The following is a 17,885-nucleotide window of genomic DNA, read 5'->3' on the forward strand; positions in this document are numbered from 1 at the left end:
ATTGATCCGAGGTGGAAATTTTACAATGGTCGGGAAATGGTAGCGGAGGAGGGACTTGAACCCCCGACACGCGGATTATGATTCCGCTGCTCTAACCAGCTGAGCTACTCCGCCCCAAAGGGCCTCGCCGGGCGGCAAGCCCTGCGGTGAGGCGGCGCTATACGCAGGGGATGCGGGGTGGTCAACAGGGCTTTGCAGAAAAGTTGCCCGATCATTTTCGGCGGACCTCCCAGCCGGCCGGCAGTGCCGTGGGATAGGTCGCCAGCGCGTCGTCATCCACGGCTTCCACTGCCTCGCTGACCAGCGGGCCCAGCTTGGCCATGTCGGGATTATGGCCGGCGCCCGGCGCGATCAGCCAGTCGGTGGGATGGCCGGCGGCGGCGAACAGGGCGCTGGCCTGGCTCATATCGACCCGGTCGTCGGCGGTACCGTGGATCATCACCAGCGGCGTCCTGATCTTGGTCGCGGCGTCCAGATTGTTCCATTTGTCGGGCAGCAGGGCGCTCATCCCGCCCGGCGTGGATTCGGACAATTTGTCGAAGGTGGACAGGGTGACGACGCCGGCCACCGGCATCGTCGCCGCGACATGCAGCGCCACCGCACCGCCTAGCGAATGGCCGACCAGAAAGATGCGCGCGTTCGATCCGATCAGGTTGCGGGCCTGCGCGATGAAGCGGCGGCCATCATCCACCATGCTCGCCTGGGTCGGGCTGCCCGGATTGCCGCCGAAGCCGCGATAGGACACCACGATCACATGGTCGCCCCGGCCGATCAGATGTTCGGCGTAGCGTGCGGCAACGCCTTGGTTTGATCCGCGACCGTGGAAGAAGAGGATCACGTCGCGGTCCATTGGGTCGCCGGGCCAGTAATAGCCGGTCAGGGACAGGCCGTCCGCCGTCGCCACGGGGAAGGCCTGCGGGCGGACATGGGTCCATTGGGCGACGTCGATCCTGGTATCGCTGGCCTTGTAAATCTGGTCGCGCACCGCACCTGCGCAACCGGTCAGGGTCAGCGACATCGCAATCAGGCAGGATGTCAAAGTCCGGCGGAAACGGCTCATCCTATACTGTCTCCTCAAACGGCTGCGCGCAGAAACGAAATGGTGCGGCTTTTCCACCATATATCATGAACGGGCGGGAAACCTTTTTCCGTCTCGCCATTTTTGCCTTGCAATCGCCACAGCGCGGCGCACACATATTGCAATGCACAACCGGCCGCTGGCCGAGGGAGGATCGTCCACTTGCCCTTCCATGAAATGTTTGAACCGGATGGTTCGATACGCCCTTGCTATGACGAGGTGCAGAAATGGGTGGAGCGAACGGGCATAGCCGGACTCAATCGCCGCATGGATGAGGCGGAGGCGATCTTCCGCCGCATCGGCATCACCTTCGCCGTCTATGGCGAGGGCGGCGATCCCGAACGACTGATCCCGTTCGACCTGCTGCCGCGCATCTTCACAGCGAACGAATGGCGTATCCTGGACAAGGGCATCCGCCAGCGGGCGCGGGCATTGAACGCCTTCCTGCACGACGTCTATCATCGCGGCGAGATTGTGAAGGCCGGCATCATGCCCGCCGACATCATCTACCGCAACAGCGCCTATCTGGCGGAAATGGCCGACTTCACCCCGCCGGGGAAGGTCTACAGCCATATCGTCGGGATCGACATCGTACGGACCGGACCGGGCAGTTTCGAGGTGCTGGAAGATAATTGCCGCACCCCGTCCGGCGTGTCCTACATGCTCGAAAATCGCGAGATCATGACGCGCATGTTCCCCGAACTGTTCGCGCAGGGGATCGTCGCGCCGGTGGATGATTATCCCGCCGAATTGCTGAAAAGCCTGAAGGAAGTCGCGCCGCCGGCGTGCAAGGGCGATCCGGTCGTGGTCGTGCTGACGCCCGGCTCGCTCAACAGCGCCTATTATGAGCATAGCTTCCTCGCCGACCTGATGGGCGTGGAACTGGTCGAGCCGGCGGACCTGTTCGTGGACAATGACCGGGTGTGGATGAAGACGACGCTGGGGCCAAAGGCGGTGGACGTCATCTATCGCCGGATCGACGACGAATATATCGATCCGCTGGTCTTCCGTCCGGACAGTCTGCTGGGCGTGCCGGGCATCTTCAACGTCTATCGCAATGGCGGCGTGACGCTGGCGTCGGCGCCCGGATCGGGCATCGCCGACGACAAGGCGGTCTATATCTATGTGCCGGAGATGATCCGCTTCTATCTGGGCGAAAAGCCGATTCTGGATAACATCCAGACCTGGCAGTGCGGCAAGCCTGACGAACTGCAATATGTGCTGGAGAACCTCCACGAGCTGGTCGCCAAGGAAGTCCATGGTTCGGGCGGCTACGGCATGCTGATCGGCCCCAAGTCCACCAAGGACGAGGTCGAAGCCTATGCCGCGCGGATCAGGGCGAACCCTGGCGAATTCATCGCCCAGCCTACGCTCGACCTGTCGACCGTGCCGACGCTCGGCCCGGCGGCGGTGGTCGGCCGCCACGCCGACTTCCGTCCCTATTGTCTGGTCGGCAAGCAGATCCGCCTCGTTCCCGGCGGCCTGACCCGCGTCGCGCTGACCGAAGGGTCGCTGGTGGTGAACTCCAGTCAGGGCGGTGGGGTGAAGGACACCTGGGTGTTGCAGGATTGATGATGGGCCACCAACCAGCATCTCCTGCGTTCGCCCTGAGCCTGTCGAAGGGCTGTTCTTTTCTTGAAGTGAAGGGCGGGGCTTCGACAAGCTCAGCCCGAACGGATAATATTCTGCGGGAAAATCCCACATGCTGAGCCGGACCGCCGAAAATCTCTTCTGGATGGCGCGCTATATGGAGCGGGCGGAGGCGACCGCGCGGCTGCTGACCATGGGGCAGCGGATGGCGATCCTGCCGGGCGCGCATCATCGCGACGAATGGCGCTCGGTCGTGCGCGCCACCGGCTCGGGCCATCAATTCCCCGAAGGCCAGCAGGTGACGGAAAGCGACGTCGTCTCCTTCCTGATGCTGGACCCCGACAATCCCTCCTCGATCCGCTCCTGCCTGCTGAAAGCCCGCGCCAACGCCAAGTCGGCCCGCACCATGCTCACGCAGGACATGTGGGAAGCGCTGAACGAAGGCTGGCGCAAGTTGGACAGCTATGATGTCGGCGAAGCGCGCCAGCAGCTCCCCGCGCTGATCGACTGGGTGAAGACCCGCGTCATGACCTTCCGCGGCGCCGCCCATTCGGGCCAGTTGCGCAATGAAGGGCACGACTTCCTGCGCACCGGTTCCGCGCTGGAGCGGGCGCAGATGACGCTGCGCCTGCTGGACGTCAAATATTATGTCCTGCTCCCCGAAACCGAAGTGATCGGCGGCAATCGCGATCATTATCAATGGACGTCGGTGCTGCATGCGCTCTCGGGCAGCCGCGCCTATCATCATGTCTATGGCGGCACCTACACGCCCTGGCAGATCACCGATTTCCTGATGCTGAACCGCCTGTTCCCGCGCAGCGTCGCCTATTGCTACGACCAGCTGGCCTATCGGCTCAATCGCCTCGCGGGCTGGCATGATGCGCGCGCCGCCTGCAACGACACGGTGCAGGAAATGGTGACCGCGCTGGAGAAGCTGGACAGCGGCGAAATCTTCCGCTTCGGCCTGCATGAAACAGTGCAGCACGGCCTGTCCATGACCAACCGGCTGGGCGCGGAAATCGCGCAGGCCTATCATTTCGGCTGAGGGGAAGCGGGAGGCGCGTCCATGAAATTGCTCGTTCGCCACCAGACCGTCTATCGCTACGCGGCCAGCGCCGGCCGGGTCGCGATGCGGCTGAAGCTGATGCCGGTCGATACGCCCGCGCAGAGCGTGCTGGAATGGCAGGTCAGCGTGAATGGCGAGCCGATCACCGGCTTCCACCCCAACAGCTATGGCGAGCGGGAGGCGATCTGGATTCGCCACGACCGGCTCGACCATGCGACCATCGTGGCCGAAGGGCTGGTCGACACGCGCGAAAGCCATGGCGTCGTCGGTCACCTGCACAGCCGGGTCGATCCGCGCTACTTCCTGCGCGACACCCGCCTGACCCGCGCGTCGGACGGGATCGCCGCCATGGCCCGCGACCTGCCCGAACAGGACGGCCCGCTCGCCACGCTCCACGCCCTGTCCGCCGCTGTCAGCGACGCGGTCCACTATCGCGCCGGCGTCACCACGTCGAACACCACCGCCGCGCAAGCCTTCGCGCTGGGCGCCGGCGTGTGTCAGGACCATGCGCAGGTCTTCATTGCCGCCGCCCGCACGATAGGCATCCCGGCGAGATATGTGTCCGGCTATCTGCTGGCGGGGGAGGGGGATGCGCTCCACGAAACCCATGGCTGGGCCGAAGCCTTCGTGCCGCAGCTCGGCTGGATCGGCTTCGACCCGTCCAACCGCGTCTGCGTCACCGAACGCTATCTGCGCGTCGCCAGCGGACTGGATGCCGATGAAGCCGCGCCGATCCGTGGCTCCGTCACGGTCGCGGGCGACATATGGATTGACGCCGACGTCCGTATCGCGCAGGCGGAGGACGGAGTTGAGGAACGGCAGCTGCAAAGGCAGCAACAACAAAGCACCCCGCCGCCCGACTCTGCGGGTTGAACAACGCGATAGCCTGTATCCGACTCAGGCATCGCGGCAGAGAAAAGCAGGAGGCCAGGGGGGCCGTGACTTATTGTGTGGCCGTGCGCGTGGACCAGGGACTGGTCATGCTGTCCGACACCCGCACCAATGCGGGCATGGACAATATCGCGCGTTTCCGGAAAAGCTTCACCTATCATGTGCCCGGTGAGCGCGCGATCACGCTGATGTGTTCGGGCAACCTGTCCATCACCCAGGGGGTGAAGGCGACGCTGAGCAAGGCGATCAAGGAATCGCAGCTCGACCCCGATGTCGAAACCATCCTCAATTGCGACACCATGTATCGCGTGGCGCAGATCGTGGGCGATGCCATGCAGAAGATGCAGCAACGCTATCGCTCCAACATCGAAATGGGCGGTTCCGCCTCCAGCGCGTCGATCATGATCGCGGGCCAGCGCAAGGGCGGCAAGCCGCGCCTCTACCTCATCTATTCCGCCGGCAATTTCATCGAGGCGACCGAAGACACGCCCTTCTTCCAGATTGGCGAACATAAATATGGCAAGCCCATTCTGGACCGCATCATCCAACGCGAAACCAGCCTGGAAGACGCGACCAAGGCGGTGCTGGTATCGATGGATTCGACGCTGCGTTCTAACCTGTCCGTCGGCATGCCGCTCGACCTGACGGTGATCCCCACCGACGCCTACGACTTCCGCGTCCGCACCCGGATCGAGGCGGATAATGAGGAATTCCTGATGATCTCCCAGGGCTGGAGCGCGGCCCTGCGCAAGGGCTTCGAGGATTTGCCTAACGTGCTGGATTGAGGGGGGAGGGCGGTTTGCGCAATTTCTCGCCGTTTGAGTTCGTTATGCGTCCGCCTGAAAGCGGACACTTTCGGGAAGTTTGAGGGGGTGCCTTACCCGATGTCGGTCCTATAGTCCGTAACACTGCTTTGCGAACTCAGCCGCCTTGGCGCGCACAGTAGGCATATCTAGTGTTCCGCCATATCGGACAGCGCCAAATCCATCGACCCAACCGCCCACGCTATCTGCTTCAAGAACCTGTAGTAGCGTGGAAGGCGTCATGGAGCGCTCGAGCCACACTACGCTCTGATTGGCTCTTGCGCCGGTCTTGCCCGGCACGGCAAGAAACTCTTTGTTGTCGAGTTCCAGATATGAACGCTTCTGGTTCTCCCCTATCATGCCGCTCGTCGTTGGATCAGTCACGATGCCAAATACAAAATGCACTTGCTTCTTATAGCAGTTAAACAGGATTCGGATTGTTGCGCTTGCCTTGTTCTGTTCGAGCTTGAGATAAGGGGTCATGTTAGCGAGTTTAATTTCAGCGGTGGGAAGTTCGACACCGTTATTTGCGAACCGAAGCTCGAGTGCTTCTGAGGGTGAAAGCCAAATTACGCCGTCGCGATTAGCGAATGTAGAAAGAGTGAAGGCTTTTGCGTCCACGCCCATTTGATCGAGATAGGCGACGACAAGTCCGCTGACTTGCTGCGCGGTTTCGCCTGAGACGCCAGCATCATCATTCGAATAGAACTGATGCACCCCTAGCCTGCCCGTATATTGGTCAATATATCGTCCAGTTCCACCGGCAAAGGCATAGACGCAGGCGCTTGCACAGATCGTCTTTGGGTTTACCGTTGGATCGTATTTGGGCTGAAAACCGCCGACCGTTGTGGAGAACTCCAAGGCTCTGATAGCGTGCCCTAGCTTCATTCCTTCCACCAGCGAACCACCGGGTGAGTTGAATGACACTGTTGCAGCTTCGACATTGTGTTGATGGACAAATGCGAGAAACTTCTCGGTCGTGCCCTCAGTGATGTCGCCGGAAGCGTAAATGCGTTCTTCGCCATTTGTCAGCTTCGCGGCCATGCGATCGATTCGGTCTAGCTTCATCACGAACGACATCGGCTCCGCGCTGGCAGACGCGTGAAACCCAACGGCCGCTAAGATCGCGACCGCCCAATATCCTATTTTCCGCAAGCTACTTCCCCCAATTCGATCTCAACGCGGTAGTTCAAAAATCGTCTATAAAGCCAGCTTGACCGGCGCGAGCATTTGCTGATGCGCCATAGTTATTACCAAGCCCGCCAATTCATCTTCGCCAGCCAGGGATCGACGGCCAGTTCGCCCTCATCATTATCGCTACCCGGCACCATCATGATCTTTTTGCCTGACGGATGCGTGAGGAAGACAGGATTGTAGGAACCGCCCTCGGGCCGATCCCAATAGCGGTGTGTCTGGACGAGCAGATAGCCGCGATACGGCCCGGTCCGCATCACGCGCAAAGCCCAGCCTGGACACACGGCCTTGATAACGTTCAGCTTGAGGTCGAATTGGTGGACGTAGCCCGAGTTCGGTGAAGCATCGGTGCTATTGAAATAGACGTAGCCGCCATCGAGCGAGAACAGGGGGTGCGAGAGGCCTGCGAGGTTACGCGCGTAGTCGCCATTCCATTTGGAGACGAGCAAGCGCCGCTGAATGTTGCCCTTGGTGCTGTAGAGGACGAGCGCCTGCGCGCCAAAGCCGTTTTCGTCTTCCTCGCCATTGGGAACAACCGAAACGGTGTAGAGGCCATCAGGTGACTGTGCGGTGTCCTGCCCTTGAGCGGTACCAGCCACCAACATCGCTACCGCGATGACCGCCACCTTCCATTTCATGCTTGCCCCCGATCTATTCGGAATCAATCTAGCACAACGATGCGACGCGGGAAGCGAGTCCTTGCTGTTATCGCTCGGCCATATGCCGCAGGGCGCGCCAATGGCTGCCTCTAGTCGGCAACCCACTGTATATCAGTGATCACAGCGACCGGACTCCGAACCGGACGTTCCGCAATCGCCGCCTTCATCCCCCCCCCAAAAAATCCTGCTACCAATGTAGGATAATCTCTGATCTGTCCTGCCAAATGGAACCCCTGCGCCTCGTCCCCATGCCCGCACCCTTGGCCCCGCAACCGGGCCGCCAAGCCGTGACCTACAAGGCGCGTCACCAGCGCGGTGCTGCGACCCGATCGGCGCGTTTCCGGTGCGCCGACGTGACCCAGTTGTCGCGTCACGGGCGCTTTGCTGTCGCATCCCCGGTGCAAAACCCCGTAAATGGCGCGCATCGACACTGTGAACTTCCGGCCCGTGACCCCGGTGGCGCGTCATGGTGACCGCAATCGCCCCTTCGCAGCGGCGCTTGGGGCGTCCCAAGCAAATCCTTCGCTTGCACCCGCGTCCCCGCCGCCTATCTCTGTCGCCCACCCGAATCGCAGTTTGAAAGCCTGACATGACCGCCACCCATTCCACCCGCATGCTCATCCTCGGTTCCGGCCCGGCCGGTCTGTCCGCCGCCATCTATGGCGCGCGCGCGGGTCTGGCGCCGATCGTGGTGCAGGGAATGCAGCCCGGCGGGCAGCTGACCATCACCACCGACGTCGAAAATTATCCCGGCTTCAAGGATGTGATCCAGGGCCCCTGGCTGATGGAGCAGATGCAGGCGCAGGCCGAACATGTCGGCGCGCAGATGATGTACGACCAGATCGTCGACATCGACCTGTCGCAGCGCCCCTTCCGCCTGACCGGCGACAGCGGCACGCTTTACGTCGCCGACACGCTCGTCATCTGCACCGGCGCGCAGGCCAAATGGCTGGGCGTTGAGGGCGAGGAGCATTTGCAGGGCAAGGGCGTATCGGCCTGCGCCACCTGCGACGGCTTCTTCTATCGCGGCAAGAAGGTGGTGGTGATCGGCGGCGGCAACACCGCGGTCGAAGAGGCGCTCTATCTCACCAACCACAGCCATGACGTGACGCTGATCCACCGCCGCGACAGCCTGCGCGCCGAAAAAATCCTGCAAGCGCGCCTCCACGCCCATCCGAACATCAAGGTGCTGTGGAACAAGGCGGTGGACAAGTTCGTCGGCGGCGGCACGCCCGAAGGTCTGGTCGGTGTGGACCTGATCGACACGGTGACGGGCGAAAAGTCGCATGTGACGACCGACGGCGGCTTCGTCGCGATCGGCCATCATCCCGCGACCGAATTGTTCGACGGCAAGCTGCCGCTCGACGAAGGCTATATCGTGGTGGAGAAGGGCACGACCCGTACCGCCATCCCCGGCGTCTTCGCGGCGGGCGACGTCACCGACAAGATTTATCGTCAGGCGGTGACGGCGGCCGGCATGGGCTGCATGGCCGCGCTCGACGTCGAGAAGTTCCTGGCGGAACAGGATTTCGAGGAACTGGTGGAGGCCTGAGCCTCCATGGGGCGGGTCGGCTTTTAGCCGACCTTCGCCTGGGCAAAGGCGACCAGCGACCCGAACGTCTCGAACGTGTCGCCGTCGATATCCTCATCCTCGATCAGGATATCGAACCGGTCCTCGATTTCGGTCAGCAGGCCCGCGACCGCCATCGAATCCAGTTCGGGAAGGGCGCCGAACAGCGGGGTGTCCGCGTCGAACGCATCGACCCTGTCCTGCGACAGGCCGAGCACGTCGCGCAGCAACGCCCGCATCAGGCTGTCTACATGGGCTGTCCGGTCGACCGGCTGAGAATTTTGCGCCTGCATAATGGCCGCCTCACTAATGGTTCGCTGCCTAACCTACAAGCGCGGAAATGGCAGTACGGGCAGCGGGCAGCCAGGCGGAAGCAAAGCGGGGATTGAAGGCGTCGATCTGATAAAGAGGAATGCGCTGTTCCATCCAGTCGGTCTTGTAGCCATTGTCGCCGGTGCCATAGTCGATCAGGCGGACCCGGTCCCCGTCGATGGCGCGCTCGAACATGGCATGGCTCAGCAAGGTGCCGGGGGAGGCGCGGTCATGGGTGGCATCGTGGCTCAGCTTGTGGATCAGCGCGACGCCATTCTCCACCGTCCACAATTGCGTCGCCACCGCCCGTCCATCCAGTTGCGCAAAGCCCAGCCGCAACGTCCCCGCCGCGCTCTCCCGCTCGGCCAGATCGCGGAGGAAGTCCAGCCCCGGCTCTGCCTCTTTCCAGCTGCGATCATGCACATCGACATAGTCCCGCCACAGATCGTCGGTCAGGCGGCGGGCAATCGACAAGGTGAAAGGGCTGCCGCGCCCCTTGCGCTTGACCAGACTGCGCAATTTGCCCGGCCGCGACGCCCAGTAATCGGCGAAGCTGCGTCCCCCCACCGGCAGCAGATGGCGCCCGCCCATGGCCCGGAGCACCGCGAACCAGCCGGCGCGACGCAGCGCCTGCATCATCGGCGCGCTATCCTCCAGCGGATAGAGGTCGATCTGGGCGCAGGTCGCCAGCAAGTGGCGGGCGATGCTTTCCAGCAGGCGTTGCTGCATCGCCGGATCGGGATCGCCGGTAAAGACGGGCGCCCAGCTGAAACTATACCAGTTGGCCAGCGCGCTGGCGTGGCGGGGGGAGGGGGCCAGCAGGAAAAGCCAGGCTTCCCGGCCATCCTCCGCCGCCGTCAGGACGCGGACGGGCGTGTCGGCCATGCAATGGGCGTGGAGCGCGGCATACCAGTCCAGCCGGTCGAACAGGCCGGGCACATGGGCGCGGTCCAGCCGGTCGGCCAGCACCTGCCGAACCTCGTCCAGGCTGTGATATTCCCTTACGCCCCGCAACCGACTATCTCCGCCCCCAGTCACCGGTTCCCTATAGGATAAAAACATCGCCATGGAGTTAAGCATCTGTGACTAACCATTTCCCGATGATCGACGGGGCGCAGGTGCAGCCGATCGACCATTTGCTGTTGCGCGGCGATCCGGCCCGCGTGGCGCTGGATGGCCGGTCGGGTAGCTACAGCTATGCGGAGCTGGAAGAAACGCTGGGCCGGCTGGCGGGGTGGCTGGCCGGGTTCGGACTGGAGAACGGCGCGCGAGTCGCCAGTTGGGTCGCCAAGGGGCCAGTGGCCGCGCTGATGCCATTGGCGGCGCCGCGGGCGGGGCTGGTCCATGTGCCGATCAACCCGTTGCTCAAACATGCCCAGGTTGCACATATATTGGCGGATAGCGGCGCGATGCTGCTGATCGGTACGGCGGCGCGACTCGACAGTCTGTTGCCGGGCGATGTGCCGGCGGGATGCCAGTTGCACCGTGAGGATGACGCGGCGTGCGCAATGAGCGGTGGCGCGGCGATCGGCCCGTCTGAGGCGGCGCCTGACGATCTGGCGGCGATCCTCTACACCAGCGGTTCGACCGGCCGGCCCAAGGGCGTGATGCTCAGCCATGCCAATCTCTGGCTGGGTGCCGTCGCGGTGGCTGATTATCTCAAATTGACGCCGCAGGATCGCACCGCCTGCGTCCTGCCGTTTAGCTTCGACTATGGGCAGAATCAGCTGCTTTCGACCTGGTTTTCGGGCGGCTGTGTCTATCCGCTCGATTATCTGACTCCGCGTGATGTGATGAAGCTGATCGACCGGCGCGACATCACGACGCTGGCCGGCGTGCCGCCGCTCTGGGTGCAACTGACCGAACTGGACTGGCCGGAGGCTGTGGCGGGGAAGTTGCGGCGGCTGACGAATAGCGGGGGCGCGCTCACTCGGCCGCTGGTGGCGAAGCTGCGCGCGCTGTTTCCGCAGGCGGATCTCTATCCCATGTATGGCCTGACGGAGGCGTTCCGGTCCACCTATCTGCCGCCCGCACTGGTCGACATCCACCCTGATTCCATGGGCAGCGCCATTCCCTTTGCCGAGATATTGGTGGTTCGGCCGGACGGCAGCCTGGCCGAGGATGAGGAGCCGGGCGAACTGGTCCATTGCGGGCCGTTGGTGGCGCAGGGCTATTGGCGCGATGCGGCGCGCACGGCGGAGCGGTTCAAGCCGGCCCCGGCGGCATCCCGCTATGGCGGCATGGCGGTCTGGTCGGGCGACACGGTGCGGCGGGACGCGCAGGGGCTGCTCTATTTTGTCGGTCGCGATGATGCGATGATCAAGTCGGCCGGCAACCGGATCAGCCCGACCGAGATAGAGGAAGCGGCCGTCGCCGTACCCGGCGTGGCCGAAGCGGTGGCGTTTGGGGTGAAGGACGATCGGCTGGGGCAGGCGGTGCGCCTGTTGCTGCGGTCGGCCGACCCGGACGTCGTGCAGGCCGTCGCGGCCCATCTGAAAAGCGAGTTACCCAATTTCATGCAGCCCAAGGATATCGTCGTGCTTTCTGATTTCCCCCGCAACCTCAATGGCAAGATCGACCGGGTCGCTCTGGCGGCGGAGCATGGCGCATGAAGCCGATGGGACCGATCCCCGCCTGGTTTGCCGAAGAGGAAGGCATGTTGATCATCGGCGGCTGCGGCGCGGCTAGTCTGGTGGACGAGGCAGGCGATACGCCGCTGTTCGTCTATGACATGGACATTGTCGCGGCACAGGTGCGCCGCTTCCGGGAGGCGATGCCCGATGCGCTGCACCTTCATTATGCGATCAAGGCAAACCCCTATGCGCCGTTGATGGCGCGCATGGCGGGGCAGGTCGATGGCTTCGACATCGCGTCGGGCGGCGAACTGGCCATGGCGCTCGAAGCCGGAATGCCGCCGAATCGGATCAGCTTCGCCGGGCCGGGCAAGCGGGACGACGAACTGGAAGCCGCGATCTTCGCCGGCGTGACGATCAATCTGGAATCGGAAGGGGAAGGGCGCCGCGCGCTGGCCGTCGCCGACCGGATCGGCAAGCGGCCGCGTGTGGCTGTGCGGGTCAATCCGGATTTCGACCTGAAAGGATCGGGCATGCGCATGGGCGGCGGGGCCAAGCCTTTCGGTGTGGATGCCGATCGGGCGGCGGCGCTGGCGCGGGCGATGATCGAAGCGGGCGCGGACTGGCAGGGCTGGCACATCTTCGCCGGTAGCCAGAATCTCGATCCGCTGGCGATCATCGAGACGCAGGCAGCGACGATCGCGCTGGCGGCGCGCCTGTCCGATGCGGTGGGGGCTACTCCGCCGCTGGTCAATCTGGGCGGCGGCTTTGGTCTGGCCTATTTCCCCGGCGATAACCGGTTGGACATTCGTCCGATCGGCGTGGCGCTGGACAGCGAATTGAGCAGCCTGCCGGATATATTGCGGGGCACCGCCTTTGCGATCGAACTGGGCCGTTGGCTGGTGGGAGAGGCCGGCGTCTATCTGACCCGCGTGATCGACGTGAAGGTCAGCCAGGGTGAGACTTTCGTGGTGGTAGATGGCGGCCTGCATCATCAACTGGCGGCCAGCGGTAATTTCGGCACGGTCGTGCGGCGCAACTATCCGATTGCCGTTGCGAACCGCTTCGGCGCGCCGCCCACTGCCGATCCTGTGACGGTGGTGGGGTGCCTTTGTACCCCGATAGACAGGCTGGGCGACAAGGTGGCTCTCCCCTCTGTGAAGGAAGGTGACCTGATCGCCATCTTCCTTGCCGGGGCCTATGGCGCCTCTGCAAGTCCTGCGGCTTTTCTTGGCCACCCAAGTCCTCGCGAACTTTTACTTGGCTGATTTGCACAGGACTTAACTCCTAACGGTATCTTTACCCTTTCACGCCATGAAGGTGGTCGGAGCCATATGCCGATCGGTCGCCTGTCCTTCGTTGGCGGTCGTTGGCGCATGGCCGCACGAAGGGATGAGATTATGCGTTTTGTGTCGGTTTCCAGGCTTTTGATGGGTGCGTCACTGCCCGCCGTCGCCTTGTCGGGCTGCGCCTCCGCGCCGTCCGGGCCGCAATTGCCGCCTGCCTCCTTCGTGTCGACGCAGGAGGGGCCGGGCGAGGAATATGTCATCGGCCCGCTCGATGACCTGACCATCTTCGTGTGGCGCAATCCCGAATTGGGCGCGAAGGTGCAGGTGCGCCCCGACGGCCGCATCACCACGCCGCTGATCACCGACATGCCGGCCGTGGGCAAGACGCCCAAGATGCTGGCTGACGATATCAAACTGGCGCTGACCCAATATATCGAAAATCCGCTGGTGTCGGTGATCGTCAACAATTTCAGCGGCACGTTCAGCCAGCAGATCAGGATCGTGGGCGCGACGGAAAAGCCGGCGTCCATTCCCTATCGCGCGAACATGACTGTGCTGGACGCGATGATCGCGGTTGGCGGCCTGTCCGAATATGCGGCCGGCAACAAGGCCCGACTTGTCCGCTTCGACAAGGAGACGGGCAAGCAGAAGGAATATCAGGTGCGCCTGGGCGACCTGCTGAAGAAGGGGGATACGCGCGCCAATGTGCTGCTGTCGCCCGGTGACGTCATCATCATTCCTGAAAGCATGTTCTGATCATGGCCGGTCTTTACGACGAACTGCTGGTCCTGTTGCACGGCATCTGGAGCCGCCGCTGGGTGGCGCTTGCCGTCGCCTGGGGCGTGTGCATGCTGGGCTGGCTGGGCGTAGCGCTCATCCCCAACAGCTATCAGTCCAAGGCGCGGGTCTATGTGAACACCCAGTCGCTGCTGGAGGACAAGGTGGGTATCACCCAGGTCCAGTCCCAGCAGGATCTGGACCGGGTGCGCAGCACGCTGGCCAGCGCCGAGAATCTGGAAAAGGTCGTGCGCGACACGGACCTGTCCCAGTCGGTGTCCGGTCCGCGCGATATTGCCGCCAAGATCACGACGCTTCGTGAAAATATCACCGTCATGGCCCAGGCCGATCCCAGCATGATCGACATCAGCGCCATCTCGGCCGATTCGGGCCTGTCGGATGGCGCCAATGCGCGCATCGCCCAACAGGTGGTGCAGAAGCTGATCGACATTTTCCAGGAAGAAAATCTCTCCGGCGACCGCAACCAGACCAAACAGAGCCTGGCCTTCCTGGACCAGCAGATCGCCGCGCGCGGCAAGCAACTGGAAGCGGCCGATCAGCGCCGCGTCGAATTTGCGCAGCGCTATATCGGCCTGCTGCCCGGTGCCGGCTCCATCAGCCAGCGCATGGACGCGGCCCGTGCGGAAATCAGCAACATCGATTCGCAGCTTGTGCAGGCGCAAAGTGCTTTGAGCGCCATGAACGGCCAGTTGGCGGGTACGCCGGCGACCTTGCCGGGCATGACCGCATCGGGCGGCGTGTCGCCGCTGGCGCAGGCACAATCCAATCTGGCATCAATGCGGGCGCGTGGCTGGACCGCCAACCATCCCGACGTCATCGCAGCCCAGCGTGAGGTCGATGCCCTGCGCAAGGCGGGTGGCGGCGCGGCTGCCGCAGCCGGCAGCACGCCCAACCCCGCCTATCTGTCGATCAAGTCGATGCAGGCCGATCGTGCCGCCACGGTGCAGGCGCTCAGCACGCGCAAGGCGCAGTTGCAGGGCGACCTCAACACCATGATGTCGCGTCAGGTGAATGAGCCGGGCGTCGCGTCGGAGCAGGAAAAGATCGAGAGCGACTATGCCGCGCTCAAGGCGCAATATGACAAGTTGGCCGCCGACCGTGAGGAAATCCGCCTGCGGGGCGATGTGAAGACCGAGACGGGTTCCGTCCAGTTCCGCGTCATCCAGCCGCCCAGCACGCCGACCGCACCGTCAGCGCCGAACCGGCCGCTGCTGCTGCTCGGCGTCCTGATCGTGGGCGTGGGGGCAGGCATTGGCGTCGCCTTCGCGCTTGGTCAGCTCAAGGGCACGTTCCCGACCGCCGCGCGGCTGGAAAAGGCGATCGGCCTGCCGGTCGTCGGGTCGATCAGCCAGACGGTGAACGCGGCGCAGGTCGCGATCGACCGGCAGCGCATGAAATGGTTTGCCGGCGTGAGCGGGGGGCTGGCGGCCGTCTGCCTGCTGCTGATCGTCGTCGAATTCGTCCAGCGCGGTATGGCGTGAAGGAGCCAGGGAAAATGAACCAGCACAGCTCCATCAAGGGCCGGGGATCGCTGATCGAGCGGGCGACGGAAATCTATGATTTCAACGCTGCGCTGCGCGGTCGCGCCGCGCCGGCCGTCGATCCGACCGATCTGCCGCCCGCGCCTGCTGTCACGCCGCCTGCTGCGCCGGCACCGGCGGCATTCGTCGCTGATGCACCGGTCGCGCCAACGCCCTTTACGCCGCGCGCGCCGGACTGGACCGGGCCGGTGCAGCCGATCGACCGGATCAAGCTGGCCGAAGCCGGCTTCCTGCGCCCCGACAGTGCGGTCACGACGATGAGCGAGGAGTTTCGCCTGCTCAAGCGCGACCTGCTGTCGCAACTGCGCACCAATCCGCGCGGCAATCGCATCCTTGTCTGCTCCGCCCATAGCGGAGAGGGCAAGACTTTCTGCGCGATCAACCTGGCGCTCAGCCTGGCGGCGGAGAAGGATCGCGAGATCCTGCTGGTCGATGCCGATTTCGGCAAGCCCGGCATCCCCGCGCAGCTAGGGTTGGAAGGGGGGCGTGGCCTGATGGACGCACTCGCCGATCCGCTGGTCGCGATCGAGGATTGCGTCATCCGCACCGACATGCCGTCGCTATCCGTGCTGCCGGCCGGACAGCGCAGCCATGACGATACCGAATATCTCGCCTCGGCCCGCACCGAACAACTGCTGAAGCGCCTGACCGATGGCCGGCCGGAGCGGATCATCATCTTCGATTCGCCGCCACTGCTGGCGGCTTCGCCTGCCGCCGTGCTGGCCAGCCATGCCGCCATCGCGCTGCTGGTCGTACGCGCCGACAAAACGTCCGAAAGCGCGCTGCGCGACGCGACGGGCATGTTGAAGGGCGGGGCGCAGGTACAGCTTTTGCTCAATGCCGTTCGCTTCAACAGCGGCGGTCGCCGTTTCGGCAGCTATTATGCCAAGGGGGAAGCCCAGTGAAGAGTGTTCGGCTCTGGGCCGCAGGCGCCTCGTTCGCCGCGCTGGCCGTTGCAATGCCTGCTCATGCGCAGTCGTCGTCCGACGACAAGCGCCTCGACGTCGTGCCCTATATCGGCGTCGATCAGGTGGTGATGGGGCCGCTGAAGGGCGGCGGTGATGTGCTGACCTACACCAATGTCACCGCTGGCGTGACGGCGGAGGTCAAGAACCGCCGGGTCGAGGCAGTGGTCGACCTGCAATATAATCACAGCTTCGGCTGGAGCAGCCAGGCAGTCGATCAGGACGTGCTGAGCGGCGTGGCCCATGCAAATGTGAATCTGGGGTCGGGCTTTTCGCTCATGAGCGGCGGCCTCGCCACGCGCGTGCGCACCGACGGCCTGTCGGGGGCATCGACGCAGCGCGATACCTATACCAGCCAGGTCTGGTCGGGCTATGTCGGGCCGTCCTACACGACCCAATTGGGCGACTTCAACGTCAACGGCTCGTACCGGCTCGGCTATACGCGGGTCGATGACAGCGTGAACCAGAATTTTGGCGGCGCGCAACCCAACGGTTCTTTTGCTGATAGCTGGACGCACAGCCTGTTCGGGTCGGTCGGCTTTTCGCCCAATACGGTGTTGCCGGGCATCGGCCTGACCGCCAGCGCGGGCTATGATCGCGAAGAGGCCAGTCAACTCGACCAGCGGTTCGAGGATCTGTGGGGCCGGGTCGATGCGACCGTGCCGCTTACGCCCACGCTCGCCGCAGTCGGCGGTGTCGGCTATGAAAAGATCGAGATCAGCCAGCGTTCGCCCGCGCTGGATACGGACGGAACGCCGCTGATCCGCAACGGACGTTATGTGACGGATAAGAGTTCGCCACGCGCGCTGATCTATGATTTCGACGACATCATCTGGGATGCGGGTGTGTTGTGGCGGCCGAGCCGCCGCACGACGTTGCAGGCGCGGGTCGGCGAACGCTATGGCGGCATGACCTATCAGGGCAGCTTCCTGTGGCAGGGCCGGGACAGCAGCGTCGCGATCATCGTGTTCGATGGCATCGACAGCTTCGGCCGCATGATCACGGCGGACGTCGCCGCTTTGTCGGGCAGCAGCTTCGACGTAGCGCGCAATCCGTTCACCGGCGACATCACCGGCTGCGCCTTCTCGACCACCGGCGGTGGGCAATGTTTCAACGATGCGCTGTCTGGCATCACCGACGCCAACTTCCGCTATCGCGGCGTGTCGGCGCAATATTCGCTGCGGCGCGGGCCGTGGGGCTGGGGCCTGGGCGCGGGCTATTCGCAGCGCAAGTTCATCACGCCTAATGGCCAGACCGTGCTGATCCGCGGATCGCGGGACGAGAACTGGTACGGCAACGGGTCGGTGAGCTATATGTTCAACGATCGCGACAGTATCGATCTGGTCACCTACATCAATTATTTCGATGCCAGCGGGGGGCGCCCCGATGTGCTGAACTATGGTGCCTTCACCAGCTACTACAAGGGTCTGTCCCGCCGCCTGTCGGCATCGGCCTCGCTGGGGCTGGACGGGGTGCAGGCGGACGATTTCGAAACGATCATCAGTGCGATGGGGCAGGTCGGCCTGCGCTACAGCTTCTGACGTCGGCTTGGGAGA

16 protein-coding genes and 1 tRNA gene are annotated in these 17,885 nt (G+C 63.6%); 11 read left to right on the forward strand and 6 right to left on the reverse strand.

All coding sequences use genetic code 11. From position 1 onward, the window contains the following. Positions 1-37: 37 nt before the first annotated feature. Both RQH62_RS03280 and RQH62_RS03285 read right to left on the reverse strand, forming a co-directional pair. Positions 38-114: transfer RNA gene (locus RQH62_RS03280), tRNA-Met, on the reverse strand. 97 nt (positions 115-211) lie between these two features. Continuing rightward, entirely contained in the window at positions 212-1,060 is an 849-nt protein-coding gene (locus RQH62_RS03285) for an alpha/beta fold hydrolase (protein ID WP_311267290.1), read from the reverse strand. Positions 1,061-1,240: 180 nt separating this feature from the next. On the opposite strand from RQH62_RS03285, the gene RQH62_RS03290 reads away from it, so the two are divergent. The 4 genes from RQH62_RS03290 to RQH62_RS03305 all read left to right on the forward strand — a co-directional run bounded on the left by RQH62_RS03290 (position 1,241) and on the right by RQH62_RS03305 (position 5,410). Next, positions 1,241-2,650 carry a circularly permuted type 2 ATP-grasp protein gene (locus tag RQH62_RS03290; RefSeq protein ID WP_311267291.1) on the forward strand — a complete coding sequence of 470 codons (1,410 nt, stop codon included), beginning with the start codon at positions 1,241-1,243 and terminating at the stop codon, positions 2,648-2,650. 130 nt (positions 2,651-2,780) lie between these two features. Continuing rightward, a complete protein-coding gene (locus RQH62_RS03295; RefSeq protein ID WP_311267292.1) occupies positions 2,781-3,713 on the forward strand; it encodes an alpha-E domain-containing protein in 933 nt (310 codons plus the stop codon). Between the two features lie 21 nt (positions 3,714-3,734). Next, positions 3,735-4,607, forward strand: coding sequence for a transglutaminase family protein (locus RQH62_RS03300; protein ID WP_311267293.1), 873 nt, complete (start codon positions 3,735-3,737; stop codon positions 4,605-4,607). 65 nt (positions 4,608-4,672) lie between these two features. Next, positions 4,673-5,410: a peptidase gene (locus RQH62_RS03305; RefSeq protein ID WP_311267294.1), complete on the forward strand. Its 738-nt coding sequence runs from the start codon at positions 4,673-4,675 to the stop codon at positions 5,408-5,410. A 108-nt stretch (positions 5,411-5,518) separates the two neighbouring features. Here RQH62_RS03305 and RQH62_RS03310 read toward each other — a convergent pair whose 3' ends face one another. Further along, the gene (locus RQH62_RS03310; protein WP_311267295.1) at positions 5,519-6,472 is read right to left on the reverse strand and encodes a hypothetical protein; all 954 of its coding nucleotides are present in this window, start codon (positions 6,470-6,472) and stop codon (positions 5,519-5,521) included. Between the two features lie 206 nt (positions 6,473-6,678). Then, positions 6,679-7,260 (reverse strand): hypothetical protein, encoded by a 582-nt coding sequence (locus RQH62_RS03315; protein WP_311267296.1) that lies wholly within the window; start codon positions 7,258-7,260, stop codon positions 6,679-6,681. A gap of 610 nt (positions 7,261-7,870) precedes the next feature. Between RQH62_RS03315 and trxB the strand changes: the two genes are divergently transcribed. After that, positions 7,871-8,833, forward strand: coding sequence for a thioredoxin-disulfide reductase (gene trxB / locus RQH62_RS03320; RefSeq protein WP_311267297.1), 963 nt, complete (start codon positions 7,871-7,873; stop codon positions 8,831-8,833). A gap of 23 nt (positions 8,834-8,856) precedes the next feature. Here the strand turns inward: trxB and RQH62_RS03325 are convergent, their stop codons facing one another. Next, positions 8,857-9,144, reverse strand: a complete 288-nt coding sequence (locus RQH62_RS03325; RefSeq protein ID WP_311267298.1) for an acyl carrier protein — start codon at positions 9,142-9,144, stop codon at positions 8,857-8,859. Positions 9,145-9,172: 28 nt separating this feature from the next. Next, positions 9,173-10,177, reverse strand: a complete 1,005-nt coding sequence (locus RQH62_RS03330) for a GNAT family N-acetyltransferase (protein WP_311267299.1) — start codon at positions 10,175-10,177, stop codon at positions 9,173-9,175. 86 nt (positions 10,178-10,263) lie between these two features. Between RQH62_RS03330 and RQH62_RS03335 the strand changes: the two genes are divergently transcribed. From RQH62_RS03335 to RQH62_RS03360, 6 genes are all read left to right on the forward strand, one after another. Continuing rightward, positions 10,264-11,775, forward strand: a complete 1,512-nt coding sequence (locus RQH62_RS03335; protein WP_311267517.1) for an acyl-CoA ligase (AMP-forming), exosortase A system-associated — start codon at positions 10,264-10,266, stop codon at positions 11,773-11,775. Then, entirely contained in the window at positions 11,772-13,004 is a 1,233-nt protein-coding gene (locus RQH62_RS03340) for a pyridoxal-dependent decarboxylase, exosortase A system-associated (RefSeq protein ID WP_311267300.1), read from the forward strand. Before RQH62_RS03335 ends, RQH62_RS03340 begins: the two co-directional genes overlap by 4 nt. Positions 13,005-13,136: 132 nt before the next feature. Beyond that, on the forward strand, positions 13,137-13,781 hold the full coding sequence (locus RQH62_RS03345) for an XrtA/PEP-CTERM system exopolysaccharide export protein (RefSeq protein ID WP_311267301.1): 645 nt from the start codon (positions 13,137-13,139) through the stop codon (positions 13,779-13,781). Between the two features lie 2 nt (positions 13,782-13,783). Beyond that, complete coding sequence (locus tag RQH62_RS03350) at positions 13,784-15,304, forward strand: XrtA system polysaccharide chain length determinant (protein WP_311267302.1); 1,521 nt, start codon at positions 13,784-13,786, stop codon at positions 15,302-15,304. 14 nt (positions 15,305-15,318) lie between these two features. Then, entirely contained in the window at positions 15,319-16,269 is a 951-nt protein-coding gene (locus RQH62_RS03355) for an AAA family ATPase (protein ID WP_311267303.1), read from the forward strand. Between the two features lie 53 nt (positions 16,270-16,322). Continuing rightward, entirely contained in the window at positions 16,323-17,870 is a 1,548-nt protein-coding gene (locus tag RQH62_RS03360) for a hypothetical protein (protein WP_311267518.1), read from the forward strand. Positions 17,871-17,885 lie beyond the last annotated feature (15 nt).

The organism is Sphingobium sp. WCS2017Hpa-17 (genome assembly GCF_031843765.1).
GTDB lineage: Bacteria > Pseudomonadota > Alphaproteobacteria > Sphingomonadales > Sphingomonadaceae > Sphingobium.

What these genes read in the sequence shown, in the direction of transcription:
- RQH62_RS03285 (WP_311267290.1), bottom strand. Translation starts at nt 1,060, where the DNA reads ATGAGCCGTTTCCGCCGGACTTTGACATCCTGCCTGATTGCGATGTCG.
- RQH62_RS03295 (WP_311267292.1), top strand. Translation starts at nt 2,781, where the DNA reads ATGCTGAGCCGGACCGCCGAAAATCTCTTCTGGATGGCGCGCTATATG.
- RQH62_RS03300 (WP_311267293.1), top strand. Translation starts at nt 3,735, where the DNA reads ATGAAATTGCTCGTTCGCCACCAGACCGTCTATCGCTACGCGGCCAGC.
- RQH62_RS03310 (WP_311267295.1), bottom strand. Translation starts at nt 6,472, where the DNA reads ATGGCCGCGAAGCTGACAAATGGCGAAGAACGCATTTACGCTTCCGGC.
- RQH62_RS03315 (WP_311267296.1), bottom strand. Translation starts at nt 7,260, where the DNA reads ATGAAATGGAAGGTGGCGGTCATCGCGGTAGCGATGTTGGTGGCTGGT.
- trxB (WP_311267297.1), top strand. Translation starts at nt 7,871, where the DNA reads ATGACCGCCACCCATTCCACCCGCATGCTCATCCTCGGTTCCGGCCCG.
- RQH62_RS03325 (WP_311267298.1), bottom strand. Translation starts at nt 9,144, where the DNA reads ATGCAGGCGCAAAATTCTCAGCCGGTCGACCGGACAGCCCATGTAGAC.
- RQH62_RS03335 (WP_311267517.1), top strand. Translation starts at nt 10,264, where the DNA reads ATGATCGACGGGGCGCAGGTGCAGCCGATCGACCATTTGCTGTTGCGC.
- RQH62_RS03340 (WP_311267300.1), top strand. Translation starts at nt 11,772, where the DNA reads ATGAAGCCGATGGGACCGATCCCCGCCTGGTTTGCCGAAGAGGAAGGC.
- RQH62_RS03345 (WP_311267301.1), top strand. Translation starts at nt 13,137, where the DNA reads ATGCGTTTTGTGTCGGTTTCCAGGCTTTTGATGGGTGCGTCACTGCCC.
- RQH62_RS03350 (WP_311267302.1), top strand. Translation starts at nt 13,784, where the DNA reads ATGGCCGGTCTTTACGACGAACTGCTGGTCCTGTTGCACGGCATCTGG.
- RQH62_RS03355 (WP_311267303.1), top strand. Translation starts at nt 15,319, where the DNA reads ATGAACCAGCACAGCTCCATCAAGGGCCGGGGATCGCTGATCGAGCGG.
- RQH62_RS03360 (WP_311267518.1), top strand. Translation starts at nt 16,323, where the DNA reads ATGCCTGCTCATGCGCAGTCGTCGTCCGACGACAAGCGCCTCGACGTC.